Origin of the sequence: Salinibaculum rarum (assembly GCF_030505615.1) — an archaeon.
Classification (GTDB): domain Archaea; phylum Halobacteriota; class Halobacteria; order Halobacteriales; family Haloarculaceae; genus Salinibaculum; species Salinibaculum rarum.
On record NZ_CP129992.1, the window covers coordinates 1212125 to 1224692 of the forward strand.

General features: G+C 63.8%; 15 protein-coding genes. 6 read left to right on the plus strand and 9 right to left on the minus strand.

Annotated features, from left to right (window positions below):
- Nucleotides 1–8: 8 nt before the first annotated feature.
- The 6 genes from QYL91_RS06570 to paaA are packed head-to-tail and all read right to left on the minus strand — an operon-like array spanning nucleotide 9 to nucleotide 3163.
- The gene (locus QYL91_RS06570; RefSeq protein ID WP_302082579.1) at nucleotides 9–500 is read right to left on the minus strand and encodes a GNAT family N-acetyltransferase; all 492 of its coding nucleotides are present in this window, start codon (nucleotides 498–500) and stop codon (nucleotides 9–11) included.
- 31 nt (nucleotides 501–531) lie between these two features.
- Nucleotides 532–750, minus strand: coding sequence for a PaaD-like zinc ribbon domain-containing protein (locus tag QYL91_RS06575; protein WP_302082580.1), 219 nt, complete (start codon nucleotides 748–750; stop codon nucleotides 532–534).
- Nucleotides 750–1178, minus strand: coding sequence for a metal-sulfur cluster assembly factor (locus QYL91_RS06580; RefSeq protein WP_302082581.1), 429 nt, complete (start codon nucleotides 1176–1178; stop codon nucleotides 750–752). The genes QYL91_RS06575 and QYL91_RS06580 overlap by 1 nt, the downstream gene beginning before the upstream one ends.
- Nucleotides 1175–1984, minus strand: a complete 810-nt coding sequence (gene paaC / locus QYL91_RS06585) for a 1,2-phenylacetyl-CoA epoxidase subunit PaaC (RefSeq protein WP_302082582.1) — start codon at nucleotides 1982–1984, stop codon at nucleotides 1175–1177. The genes QYL91_RS06580 and paaC overlap by 4 nt, the downstream gene beginning before the upstream one ends.
- Nucleotides 1981–2256: a hypothetical protein gene (locus QYL91_RS06590; RefSeq protein ID WP_302082583.1), complete on the minus strand. Its 276-nt coding sequence runs from the start codon at nucleotides 2254–2256 to the stop codon at nucleotides 1981–1983. The genes paaC and QYL91_RS06590 overlap by 4 nt, the downstream gene beginning before the upstream one ends.
- A 1-nt stretch (nucleotide 2257) precedes the next feature.
- Nucleotides 2258–3163, minus strand: coding sequence for a 1,2-phenylacetyl-CoA epoxidase subunit PaaA (paaA, locus tag QYL91_RS06595; protein ID WP_302082584.1), 906 nt, complete (start codon nucleotides 3161–3163; stop codon nucleotides 2258–2260).
- Between the two features lie 195 nt (nucleotides 3164–3358).
- On the opposite strand from paaA, the gene QYL91_RS06600 reads away from it, so the two are divergent.
- The gene (locus QYL91_RS06600) at nucleotides 3359–4021 is read left to right on the plus strand and encodes a helix-turn-helix domain-containing protein (RefSeq protein WP_302082585.1); all 663 of its coding nucleotides are present in this window, start codon (nucleotides 3359–3361) and stop codon (nucleotides 4019–4021) included.
- A 13-nt stretch (nucleotides 4022–4034) separates the two neighbouring features.
- Here the strand turns inward: QYL91_RS06600 and QYL91_RS06605 are convergent, their stop codons facing one another.
- Entirely contained in the window at nucleotides 4035–4493 is a 459-nt protein-coding gene (locus QYL91_RS06605; RefSeq protein WP_302082586.1) for a MaoC family dehydratase, read from the minus strand.
- A gap of 123 nt (nucleotides 4494–4616) precedes the next feature.
- On the opposite strand from QYL91_RS06605, the gene paaI reads away from it, so the two are divergent.
- Entirely contained in the window at nucleotides 4617–5015 is a 399-nt protein-coding gene (gene paaI / locus QYL91_RS06610) for a hydroxyphenylacetyl-CoA thioesterase PaaI (RefSeq protein WP_302082587.1), read from the plus strand.
- A 9-nt stretch (nucleotides 5016–5024) separates the two neighbouring features.
- Here paaI and paaK read toward each other — a convergent pair whose 3' ends face one another.
- On the minus strand, nucleotides 5025–6314 hold the full coding sequence (paaK, locus tag QYL91_RS06615; protein WP_302082588.1) for a phenylacetate--CoA ligase PaaK: 1290 nt from the start codon (nucleotides 6312–6314) through the stop codon (nucleotides 5025–5027).
- A gap of 179 nt (nucleotides 6315–6493) precedes the next feature.
- Here paaK and QYL91_RS06620 point away from each other — a divergent pair, with 179 nt between their 5' ends.
- Complete coding sequence (locus QYL91_RS06620; RefSeq protein ID WP_302082589.1) at nucleotides 6494–7666, plus strand: thiolase domain-containing protein; 1173 nt, start codon at nucleotides 6494–6496, stop codon at nucleotides 7664–7666.
- Complete coding sequence (locus QYL91_RS06625) at nucleotides 7663–9093, plus strand: zinc ribbon domain-containing protein (RefSeq protein WP_302082590.1); 1431 nt, start codon at nucleotides 7663–7665, stop codon at nucleotides 9091–9093. Before QYL91_RS06620 ends, QYL91_RS06625 begins: the two co-directional genes overlap by 4 nt.
- On the opposite strand, the gene QYL91_RS06630 is transcribed toward QYL91_RS06625, so the two are convergent.
- The gene (locus QYL91_RS06630) at nucleotides 9094–10236 is read right to left on the minus strand and encodes a thiolase family protein (RefSeq protein ID WP_302082591.1); all 1143 of its coding nucleotides are present in this window, start codon (nucleotides 10234–10236) and stop codon (nucleotides 9094–9096) included. It lies immediately after the preceding gene.
- A 102-nt stretch (nucleotides 10237–10338) separates the two neighbouring features.
- Here QYL91_RS06630 and QYL91_RS06635 point away from each other — a divergent pair, with 102 nt between their 5' ends.
- Together QYL91_RS06635 and QYL91_RS06640 are read left to right on the plus strand one after the other, a co-directional pair.
- On the plus strand, nucleotides 10339–11223 hold the full coding sequence (locus tag QYL91_RS06635; RefSeq protein WP_302082592.1) for a 3-hydroxyacyl-CoA dehydrogenase family protein: 885 nt from the start codon (nucleotides 10339–10341) through the stop codon (nucleotides 11221–11223).
- Nucleotides 11223–12032 (plus strand): enoyl-CoA hydratase/isomerase family protein, encoded by an 810-nt coding sequence (locus QYL91_RS06640; protein ID WP_302082593.1) that lies wholly within the window; start codon nucleotides 11223–11225, stop codon nucleotides 12030–12032. Before QYL91_RS06635 ends, QYL91_RS06640 begins: the two co-directional genes overlap by 1 nt.
- Nucleotides 12033–12568 lie beyond the last annotated feature (536 nt).

Here is a 12568-nt window from a genome sequence, read left to right on the forward strand (position 1 = left end):
TCGACACCTCACAGTTCCTTCTCGTAGGTGACTTCCATCGGTTTCATGCCGTACTCCTGGTAGAGTTCCTCCTCGGCGACGCCGTGGAGGACTTCGATGCGCCAGAACGGCATCTCCTTGTCCTGGAACCACTCTTCTGCGGCCTCCAGGAGCGCGCGGCCGACGCCCTCGCCACGGAACTCGGGGTGGACGTAGTGCCCGTACACCATCCCGTGTTTCCCGAAGTTGAACACGGGGTGACCGCCGATGACCCGCGCTTCCAGAGCGCCGATGGCCGTGTCGTCGCGCTCCGCGAGGAGAATGTCCCCGCGCGAGGAGTTGACCAGGCTCGTCGTGAAGTAATCTTGCCACTTCTCGCGCCCGCCGTCCTCGATTTCGAACCGTTCGTCGAAATCGATGAGGGTGTCGGCGTACCCGTTCCACAGCGACATGATGTCGTCTGCGTCGTCGGGGTCGGCGGTGCGAACTATCGCGTCTGTAATCGACGTTTCGTATTCCATGTGTTGATACCGTGTCTGCTGGGGAATAAAATTACCCGAACCGCTCGAACGGACTCTCACAGTCGTCGCAGTGATAGATGGTGCGACACATCGAGGGTCCGCGTGCGTTCTCGACGTGGGTGTTCGTCGACCCACAGTATGGACACTCTACCTGGTCGTCGTCGACCGGCCGTCCGGCGTTCTCGTCCATCTTGGCGTTGACATTGGAGTCCGTCCCGGTCTCCTCGCGCCGGTCGACGTCGTCTCGCATTACTCTGACCTCCCGCTGAGGGGACAGGCGAACCCGGCGTCGCCGAGTTGCTCGCGCCCCTCCTCGGTCATGTCTTCGGGGGTCCACGGGTCGGTGTAGTCCAGTTCCGCGTTGGCGCTGTCGACCCCGTCGAGCAGTTCGAGTCGGCGCTCGACCATCTTCAGCATGATTTCGCGGGCGGGACAGCCGGTGTAGGTCAGCGTCATCTTCACTTCCGCGTGGCCGTCGTCGAGGTCGACCTTCCGGATGAGACCGAGGTCGACCAGACTGACCGGGAGTTCCGGGTCTTCGACGTCCTTGAGTGCGTTCCAGATGTCGTCTTCGGTCAGTGGGCCGTCGACTTCGTACTCCGGGAACGCATCTTCGACTGCGTCGAGCTCGAACCCCGGCGCGTTCCGTTCGATGATGTCTGCGACGTCCATGGTCATGCTGGCACGTCGATGCCTTGCTCACGGACCTCGCGGGTCTCCGCGAGCAGGGCATCGTGGTCCTCGGTGTGTTTGCCCGCACGTCCGGCGCCGATGTCTTCGACGTCGGTCTCGGGGACGTCGTAGCCGTACGTGGTGAGGATGTCGGTCACTGTCTCGACGAACTGCTCGCGTTGCGCTGCCAGCGACTGGGCGTAGACGCCGGCCTCGACCGGGTCGACCCCGTCGGGCGTCGTCTCGAAAAACGCCAGCGCGTCGACCCAGTTCTCCTCGATTGCGCGCTGAATCTTCTCGCTGCCGTCCTCCTCGTCGGCGAGTGTCTCCAGCCACACCTCGCCGTGTTCGGCGTGGAACTCCTCTTCCTCGTCGACTTTCTCCAGGTAGCCCGCGAGCGACTCGTCGCGCTCGGACAGGTCGCCGTCGAGGATGGCCGCCAGCCGGATGTCGTCGGCCACGTCGTAGAAGTACTGCCGGACGACCGTGTCGGCCCAGTCGGAGAACTCCCGCTCGACGAGCTGGACGTTCCGGTACTCGTCGGGGGCACGCTGGTAGGCCAGGTGGTCGAGACTCGACCCGAGGATGTCCGCGACCTCCTCGTAGAGCGTCTCGGCGTGGCCGAGTTCGTCCTGTGCGATGTTGCTGACCGAGACGTCCTCTTCGACGGTCGGTGCAACACCGGTCCAGTCGCTCAGTCTGTTCCCCATCACGTGGTCGTCGTCGGCCGCCTCGAGGAGCGCTCGGGCGAGCGCCTGCTCGAACTCGTCGGTCGTTGCGTCGCCGATGTCTGTAACGTCTGTGACAGTCATGCTGGGAAGCCCTCCACGTCGTAGCCGGCGTCTTCACGGTAGCTCTTGTCGAGTGTGCCGCCGTAGGCCGCACCCTCGCCGATTTCGTTCATGTCCTCCTCGCAGACGACGACCAGGTTCGTCGTCTTTTTGCGCCGGGCGTAGTTCTCCCGGGCGTACATCCGGGCGAGCTTTGCGTTTTTCGCGTCGACACTCCCGACTTCGGTCAGCGGTGCACCGGAGTCTTGCCGCCGGAACACGTAGTAGACGTTCTCTTCTGGCGTGCCCGGCATATCAGGCCACCCCCGCTGCGCGGCGGACCCAGTCGTTGTTCTCCAGGGCCTCGCGACGGTCGGTCAGGCGCTCGTCGTTGACCGGACCGTTGCCCCGCGAGACTTCGAGGAAGCGGTCCCAGTCCAGCTCCTTGTAGTTCCAGCGTTCGGCGTCCTCGTCGTAGGACAGTTTGTCGTCGGGGACCTCCAGTCCGTACTTTTCGAGCTTGGGGACGTAGAAGTTCTCGAGGTACTCCTGGCGGAGTTCGTCGTTGCTCTTGAGCTTCAGGCCCCACTCGAAGAGTTCGTCGGTGTGGTCGGACATGTGGTCACGCGGCCCGAAGAACTGCAGCGTTGGCTCGTACCACCGGTCGATGGCGTCCTGCATCAGCTGCTGTTCTTTCTTCGACCCGGTCGCCAGCGAGCGGACGATGTCCTCGCCGTGTTTGACGTGGAACGACTCCTCGTAGCAGATTTTCCGCAGTCCGCGGGCGTATGGCGCATAGGAGGAGGCGGTCAGCGACCCCTGACGGAACATCGCCGCGCCGTCGATGAACATCGCGATGTAGGCGGCGTCCGCCCACGTCTTCGTGGGGTAGTTGAAGACGGTGACGTACTTCGAGTCACCGTTGATGAGGTCGTTGAGCATCTCCTCGCGGTCTTTCAGGCCGAGCGTCTCGGCGGTCCGGTACAGCACCTGCGCGTGGCCAGCCTCGTCCTGGACCTTCGCGCTGATCGCTCGCTTTCGCTGCAGCGACGGTGCTTTCTTGATCCACTGTTTCTCCGGCAGTGTGCCCACGATTTCGCTGTTTGCGTGGAACTGAATCATCCGCTGGGCTGCCCGCTTGTACTCCTCGGGCAGGTCCTCCGACGGTTCGACCTGTTCGCCGTTTTGCACGCGTTCTTTCAGTGTTTCGTTTGAGGTCATTCGCATCCATACCTACACGGTGGATGTGCATAGAGTCACATCGCTCTATGGAGCGGGGTTTAAGTGCACACCCGTATCTCGATTCACGGATTCTCCCGGTACGAGCGCGAAGACGCCCGATTGCCCCACTGTCATATAAAATCACAACATAGCCGGGCATAGACTGATACTCCTTCACAACGAAGGGATGATGACATGATAGACGAGTCCCTCGTCGTGGAGTTCACGGTGACCGGGAACGACTGTCCGGTCGTCGAAGCGACGGCGGACAACGACGTCGTCGTCGACGAGAACCCACCGGCCCATCGCGACGACGACCGCACGCTGTTGCACTTTCACGCCGAGGGCGAGGTCGACGAGTTCGTCGACCAACTCGACGAGGAAGACGAAATCGACTACCTGCAGGTCACGGAGGGCGGAAGCGTCGCGCAGTGTCGCTGTCTGCTCCACGACGAGTGTGTCCTCCGTGTCTTGACGACGGCGGGGTTCATGCCCCACGAGATTCGCATCGTCGACGGCACCGAGCGGTTCCGCGGCTCCGTCGTCGGCCGGGACGTGTTGCGCGACGTCATCCAGACGGCCCAGCAACTCGGGAACGTCAAGCTAGAGCGGGTCGCCGAGATTACCGCCGGCCGGGCTGCCGACCAGGAACTCGACACGACAATCGAGAGCAGTCTCACGAAACAGCAACGCGAGGCGCTGGTCGCGGCACTCGACCAGGGTTACTTCGACGTCCCCCGCGGTGCGACCGCGACCGACGTCGCAGACCAACTCGGAATCAGTAAATCGTCGTTTCTCGGCCGCATCAAGCGCGCCCAGCAGACAGTCTTCGAACAACTGCTCGCTGGTGCCGGCTAGGTAGCTGGTCGGCTCAGTCTTTCTTCTTGATGAGGAACTTCATGTCGCCCTCGAAGACGGTCGTGCCCTCCTGGTTTTCCATCTCTGTGTCGAGGACGACCAGGCCGACGTCGTCGCGGCCGACCTCCTTCTTGTTGGAGACTTCCATCTCTAGCTGGAGGGTATCGCCGATGTTGACCGGGTTCGGCAGGTCCATGTAGTTCATCCCCAGGAACGCGTAGGCCGTCCGCTCGACGATACCGGTCCGGTAGACGAAGCCAGTCGCCTGGACGAACGTCATCGGGCCGTGGGCGATGCGCTCGCCGAAGTCCTGCTCTTCTGCGTACTCCTTGTTCGTGTGGAGTTCGGTCCAGTCGCCGCTCAGCGCGGAGTGCATCACGAAGTCCGATTCCGTGACGGTCCGGCCGACGCTGATGAACTCTTCTCCCTCTTCGAAGTCCTCGTAGTGATGTGGCTCGTAACTGTACGCCATACTCTCGGTATTCCCGAGCGTCGTTAAATATCTTTACGTTCTGATGCATCTCCGCTTGCGAGTGTCAGGACTGTCACACCTTCCAGTACGTATTTATTCTCCGTTGTGGAAACCTCAACCGGTATGGCGGACGTAGATGACGAGACACGGGAACGTATCGAATCTGATGCATACTGCGAGACACTCGGTATCGACGTCGTCGACCTCGATGCGGGCTCTGCCCGGACGAGGCTGACGGTCACCGAGGACCTGCTGAACTTCCACGGGACGCCACACGGTGGCGCCATCTACTCGCTGGCCGACGCGGCCTTCGCCGCGGCGTCGAACTCCCACGGCACGACAGCCGTCGCCCTGGAGACGAACATCTCGTATCTCGAAGCCGTCGACGTCGGGGAGACACTGACCGCGACAGCAGAAGAGACACACATCGCCGGGAAGACAGCCGAGTACGAAATCGAAGTCACGGACGAAGGCGAGAACCGAATCGCTACGTTCCGCGGCCGAGTGTACCGGATGACCTGACGGTGGGAGTCACTCGCGGTGGTCGTAGACGCGCTGGACCTTGCCGACTTCCGTCCGTTCGATGCCGCCGGGCTCGACCAGGTCGAGTTCGTCCGGCGTGAACTGGAGCACGTTCGACAGTCGCTTCAGGATAGTGCTCTGCAGTTCTTCCTCGTCGCCCTCGAACTCGAGGTCTTTCTCGACGGTCAGTTCCATGATGTCGAGGCTGCCCTCCTTGTAGAGGTCGATGCGGTAGTGCGGGGCGACGCCGTCGATGTCGAGGACGACGTGTTCGATTTCGCTCGGGTAGAGGTTCACGCCACGGACGATGAGCAGGTCGTCGGAGCGGCCGGTGACGTTGTCCATGCGGACCATCGTGCGGCCACACTCACACTCGTCGTAGTTGAGCGTGGTCAGGTCGCCCGTCCGATAGCGCAGGACGGGAAGCGCCTCTTTGGTGAGCGTCGTGAGGACGAGTTCCCCTTCCTCGCCTTCTTCGACCGGTTCGCCGGTCTGTGGGTCGATGACTTCCGGGTAGAAGTGGTCCTCCCAGATGTGCAGGCCGTCCTGTGCCTCGTGACACTCACACGAGACACCGGGGCCGATAATCTCCGAGAGGCCGTAGATGTCGATTCCGTTGACGTCCAGACGCTCCTCGATTTCCTCGCGCATCGGGTCCGTACAGGGCTCGGCCCCGAAGATAATCGTCGAGATGGGAAGCTCGGCCGGGTCGAAGCCCATCTCTTCGGCCGTCTCGGCCAGGTACAGCGCGTAGGATGGCGTGCAGGTGAACACGTCGCTCTCCAGGTCGGTCATGAGTTCGACCTGGCGCTGTGTGCCACCACTGCCGATCGGGATGACCGTCGCGCCCAGCTCTTCGACACCGTAGTGAAGGCCGAGGCCGCCGGTAAAGAGCCCGTAGCCGTAGGCGTTCTGGACGGTGTCTCCGGGATTTGCGCCCGAGGCTTTCAGCGACTGTGCGACGACTTCGCTCCAGACGTCGAGGTCGTCCTGGGTGTAGGAGACAATCTTCGGCTTGCCGGTGGTGCCGGAGGACGCGTGGAGTCGGGCGATGTCCTCGTCGTCGACGGCAAACAGGCCGTCGGGATACTCGTCGCGGAAGTCCTCCTTTGTCGTCATCGGGAGGACCCGCAGGTCCTCGACACCGTTGATGTCGTCGGGTGTGATGCCTTTCTCGTCGAGTTTGTCGCGGTAGAACGGTACGTTCTCGTAGGCGTGTTCGACCGTCTCGCGGAGGCGCTCGTTTTGCAACTCACGCAGTTCTCCCCGGTCGTAGGCCTCTTCGGGCTTGTAAACCATGCTTCACTCTTCGCTTAGACGACAACGCTAAAAACCGTTCGGGTATGTGTCGCATTGTTCAGGTGACTACTATGTGGTGTCACGCCCACGAGCGCTCGCGGGAGCGCAACCGCGCCCGAAGGAACGAGCACCGCGCTCGGAGGAAAAGCTATTTTTCCGCACCTGCGGAACAGGAGTGTATGCGGGACGCCTATGTCATCGGCGCAGGGCAGACGCCGTTCGGCGCGATGCCCGACGAAAGCTATCGCTCGCTGTTCGAGGCCGCCTTCGAGACGGCCATCGACAGTGTACCACACGGAATCGACGAGACCGACGTCGACGAGGCAGTCATCGGCTCGCTGGGGGTCGGGGGCCGACAACTCGGGCTCTCGGCACCGGCGGCGACCGAGCACGTCGGTCTGCACGGAATCCCGAGTTCGCGTATCGAGAACGCCTGTGCCGCCTCCGGCTACTCGGTCCGCCAGGCCGTCCAGGCGGTCAAAAGCGGCATGGCCGACGTGGCAATCGGCGGCGGCGTCGAGATTATGACCGACATGAGCAGCGACGTGACGAAATACTGGCTCGGTGTCTCCGGGGAGACCGAGTGGGAGCGGCTGACGGGGACGACCTTCGCCGGCGTCTACGCCCAGATGGCCAGTGCCTACCTCGACGAGTACGAGGCGACGCAGGAACACCTCTCGATGGTCGCGGTCAAGAACCACGCCAACGGCGCGAAAAACCCCAACGCGCACCTCGGGTTCGAGTGTTCCCTCGAGGACGCCGTCGGCGCGCCGCTGGTCGCGGACCCACTGAACCTCTATCACTGCTGTCCGACCTCCGACGGTGCCGCGGCCGTCCTCGTCGCGAGCGAAGACGTCGTCGACGAGTACACCGACGACCCGATTCGTGTCGCCGGCGTCGGCGCGGCCAGCGAGCGAGTCGGGCTCTTCCAGCGTGACTCCTACACCTCCATCTCCTCGTCTGAAACGGCCGGAGAGAAAGCCTACGAGATGGCCGGCATCGGTCCCGAGGACCTCGACTTCGCGGAGGTCCACGACTGCTTTGCCATCGCCGAACTGCTCGCCTACGAGGACCTGGGCTTCTGTGACCGCGGCGAGGCCTACCAGTTGCTCGAAGACGGCGCGACGGACCTGGATGGAGAGCTTCCGGTCAACGCCTCCGGCGGTCTCAAATCGAAGGGTCACCCCATCGGCGCGACGGGCGCCGGACAGGTGGCCGAGGCGTTCAAGCAACTCAGCGGCAAGGCCGGCGACCGACAGGTCGAGGACCCGAAATACGGACTGACCCACAACGTCGGGGGCAGTGGCGGCGGTGCCGTTGTGCACGTCCTCGAACGGGAGGTGGCACAATGAGCGACGCTCGCGTCGCGGCCCTCGGTGCGTACGCACCGCGACTGCGTATCGCCGCCGAGGAGTTCAAAGACGCCTGGGGCACCTTCGATGCATCGGGCGTCGAGACGAAGGCCGTCCCCGAGGCAGACGAGGACGCGCTCACGATGGGCGTCGAAGCGGCACGCCGTGCGCTCGACCAGCTCGACCGGGACGGGTCGGACCTCGCGTATCTGGCCTTCGCGAGCACGACGCCGCCGATGGCCGAGGAGGACCTCACCGCCCGACTGGCGAGTATCCTCGGCGCACCGAGTGACGTGACGACACAGACGGCGACGGGCAGTACCCGCGCCGGCGCTCAGGCCCTCGACGGCGCACTCGACGCCGGGCCGTGGGGCGACGACATCGGCATCGTCATCGTCGGCGACAGCCCGCAGGGCGCACCCGACAGCGCAACCGAACACGCCGCCGGGGCCGGCGCGGCCGCGGTGGTACTCGACGGCGACGGACCGGGAACTATCGCCGACCGCGCCTCGTACGTCGAACCGTACCCCGGAACGCGATTCCGCCCCGGTGGCAGCGACGAGACGACCGGGCTCGGCGTCACAGAGTACGACCGCGAGTCGTTCACGACGGCGCTGGCCGGGGCCGCCGAGGACATCGCGGCCGACGACGTCGACGCAGCGGCGGTCCAGTCGCCGGACGGGAAACTCCCCTACCGTGCGACGGGCGCGCTCGGCGTCGACGCCGGGACGATTTCGGCCGCCGAGACCGTGAGCTTCCTCGGGGATACCGGCGCAGCGAGTGCCTTCCTCGGAACCGCGAAAGCCTTCGACGAGGGCGCCGAGCGGGTGCTGCTTGCGGCCTACGGGAGCGGTGCCGGCGCGAACCTCGTCGTCGTCGACGGGCCGGTCCCGACCGCGGCGGCACTGGAAAGCGACGCGATGCTGTCCTACGAGAAGTACCTCCGGCGGCGCGGCGAGATTACCAGCGACGAACCCGAAGGTGGTGGCGCGTACGTCAGCATCCCATCCTGGAAGCGGACGATTCCCCAGCGCCACCGGCTCGTCGCCGGTCGGTGTTCGTCCTGTGGGGCGCTGAACTTCCCGCCCAGTGGGGCCTGTCACGACTGCAACGAACGCCCCGACTCCTTCGAGGACGTCGAACTCCCGGGCACCGGGACCGTTGAGGCGGCGACCACCATCTCGCAGGGTGGCGCACCGCCGGAGTTCGTCGAGCAACAGTCAAAGAGTGGCCCGTTCGTCAGCGCCGTCGTCGCACTCGACGGCCCCGAGGGTGACGAGACCGTCAGCATCCCCTCGCAGGTGCTTGCCGGCGACCAGAAAGTCGCCATTGGCGACCGGGTCGAGTCGACCATCCGGCGCATCTACACCCAGGAGGGTGTCACCCGGTACGGGTTCAAGGTACAGCTGAGCGAAGTCAGACGGTAATCAGACTCGCTCGAAAATCGTCGCCACGCCCTGTCCGAATCCGACACACATCGTCGCGAGGCCGTACTCGGCGTCCTGTTTTTCCATCTCGTGGAGCAGCGTCGTGGAGATGCGCGCACCCGAACAGCCAAGCGGGTGACCGAGTGCGATGGCGCCGCCGTTGACGTTCAGTTTCTCGTCGGGAATTCCGAGTTCCTCGACGCAGTGGAGACTCTGTGCGGCAAAGGCCTCGTTGAGTTCCACGAGGTCCATGTCGTCGATTGTAAGCCCCGCGTCATCGAGTGCGGCGCGGGTGGCCGGAATCGGTCCCCGGCCCATCACCAGCGGGTCGACGCCGACGACCGCCCGCGTCTCGATGCGGGCCATCGGGTCGAGGCCGTGTTCCTCGGCGTACGCCTCGGAGGTGACGAGCATCCCGGCCGCGCCGTCGGTCAGCGGCGAGGCGTTGCCGGGTGTGACAGAGGCCTGGTCGTCGTCGCGGAACACCGTCGGCAGGCCGTTCAGCGTCTCGAAGGTGGTGTCCGGGCGTGGTGTCCCGTCAGAGTCGACAATCCCGTCGTCGGTTTCGACCGGAACGATTTCGTCGTCGAACCGGCCACTCTCTGCGGCGTCGGTAGCCCGCTCGTGCGAGCGCAGCGCGAACCGGTCCTGCGCTTCCCGGTCGATACCGTGTTCGCGGGCGATGGTCTCGGCCGTCTGGCCCATCGGGAGCCTGTCGGGGTCGTAGCGCTCCTCGATGGCGGGGTGAAGCCAGTCGGAGAAGGGAATCCGGCTCATCTGCTCGACGCCGGCGATGGGGTAGACTGCCCCGTCACCGGCCTCGATGGCGCGAGCGGCGTCGTTGAGCGTCGTCAGCGACGAGCCACAGAGGCGCGTCGTCGTCGACCCGGGGACCGTCTCGGGGAAGCCACCGGCGAGCAACGACTGGCGGGCCAGATTGCGGCCCTGTTCGTTTTCCTGGTTCGCACAGCCCAGGCGAAAGTCCTCCCACTCGGTGGCGGGCACGTCTGTCCGCTCGACCAGCGCGTCGAGGACTGTCGTCACGAGGTCTTCGGGGTACTGTTCGGCCAGCGCGCCGTCTTTCCGCGTCTGAGGGGTTCGTACGGCATCGACAACGACGGCTCGTTGTCCTGAATCGGTCATTGTCGGGTAAACGTTACTGAGGCAATGATATTAATTCACTGGCTCGCAGGGCTCCTGGCGAGCAAGCAACGTTTTTATTCTTCGGCGTTGTGCCTCGAACTGATGCACGTAGCCGTACTCGGCGCCGGTACTATGGGGCACGGTATTGCCCAGGTTTCGGCCATGGCAGGCCACGACGTATGGATTCGCGACATCGACGAGAGCATCGTCGACGACGGACTGGCGGCCATCGAGTCGAATCTGGACGCAGGTATCGAACGGGACAAAGTGACCGAGTCGGAGGCGGCGGCGACCCTCGACCGACTCACCGGGACGACATCGCTGGCAGACGCCGTGACAGGGGCCGACCTCGTCGTCGAGGCGGTGCCGGAAGATATGGACATCAAACACGACACGATGACGGAAATCGAGGAAAACGTCGAGCGCGACACGCTCATCGCCTCGAACACGTCGTCGCTGTCGCTGACGGAAATCGCCAGCGCGCTCGAGTACCCCGGCCGTGCAGTCGGGCTCCACTTTTTCAATCCCGTCCACATCATGGGACTCGTCGAGATTGTCGTCGCCGAGCAGACGAGCGAGGAGACCGTCGACCGGGCACACGAGTTCGTCGACGGTATCGACAAGACGCCCGTCGAGGTGACCGACTCGCCGGGCTTTGCCTCCTCGCGACTCGGCGTCTCGCTGGGCGTCGAGGCCATGCGGATGGTCCAGGAGGGTGTCGCCGACCCGTCGGACATCGACACGGCGATGGAACTCGGATACAACCACCCGATGGGTCCAATCGAACTCGGTGACGTCGTCGGTCTCGACGTCCGTCTCGACATTCTGGAGTATCTCCGCGAGGAACTGGGCGAGCGGTTCCGGCCGCCCCAGATTCTCAAGCGGAAGGTCCGAGCCGGGAAACTGGGCAAAAAGACCGGCGAAGGGTTCTACGTCTGGGAGGACGGCGAAATCGTCGGGACGAGCGGCGACTGGGGTGACGAGTGATGGGCCTCGAAGCGACGGCCGCGGACTGTGAGACGGTGAACGTGACCGTCGGTGACCGGGCCGACCACGTCGCGACCATCGAACTGAGCAGGCCGGACGCACGCAACGCGCTCAACGCACAACTCCGGTCGGAGCTGAAAGACGTCCTCGACGAGGTGCCCGACAGCGACCTCCGCGTGCTCGTCCTGACTGGTGCAGCGGATACGGGCGCGTTCGTCGCGGGTGCAGACGTGACGGAACTCCGGGAGCGAGACGCACTCGAACAGCGCGAGGCGAGCAAACGACCCCGCGTCTACGAGTACGTCGACGACTGCCCGATGCCGGTCATCGCACGAATCAACGGCCACGCCCTCGGCGGGGGCTGTGAACTCATCCAGGCCTGTGACGTGCGCATCGCCCACGAAGACGCCAAAATCGGACAGCCGGAAATCAACCTCGGCATCATGCCTGGCGGCGGCGGCACGCAGCGACTCCCGCGACTGGTCGGCGAAGGCCACGCGATGCGGCTCATCCTCTCCGGCGAACTGATAGACGCCGCCGAGGCCGAAGACATCGGTCTCGTCGACGAGGTGTACGGCGACGACGGGTTCGACGACCGCGTCTACGACCTCGCCGAATCGATGGCCACGAAGAGCCCCGTCGCACTCGAGTTCGCGAAAAAATCCGTCAAGGCCGCGTCGCGGATGGACCTGGAAAACGGTATCGAGTACGAGGCCGAACTGTTCGCACAGCTGTTTGCCACCGGCGACAAAAACGAGGGCATCGACGCCTTCTTCGAGGACAGAGAACCCGAGTGGCCCAGCGGGTGACTGAGTGCTGCGGGTGTCACTAACTAACACGACTGTTCGACATAGTTGAACACCTTGGTTGTCGGTAATTCCTCTCCGAGATATCTTCTGCAGCCTGTTTATTTCGATATAGGGTAGTTTCACCGTTCGTGTAGAACGAACGAATTGCCGTCGAGCGGCAATTTTCGCGCCAGCTGGTAGCAACGCTACCCCCAGAGAGCCACTAGCACGATGTGTTGTTTGACTCTTTAGCCTGTTCGACTGGGGTGGTGACCGCGCCAGTACTGTCGTCTCACTGTTCACCCTGAATAAATCGGCAAATAAGGCGTCTGAAAGTACACATTATGCGACTTCCAGACAATCACTCCCTCGGAATTGCGGCGCCAGTGGCAGATTACTCGCGTTTCGGTGCCTGGCATCTCCACACACGGTCGAGACGACCGGACTGTCACGGACTGTCACGGCCGTCCCAATCGGTTTCTATGACGGCCATACGAATGTAATGCATGCCGTTACACTGCCCAGAATATGTCTATCTTTCGCCACTTTCTGCCTGG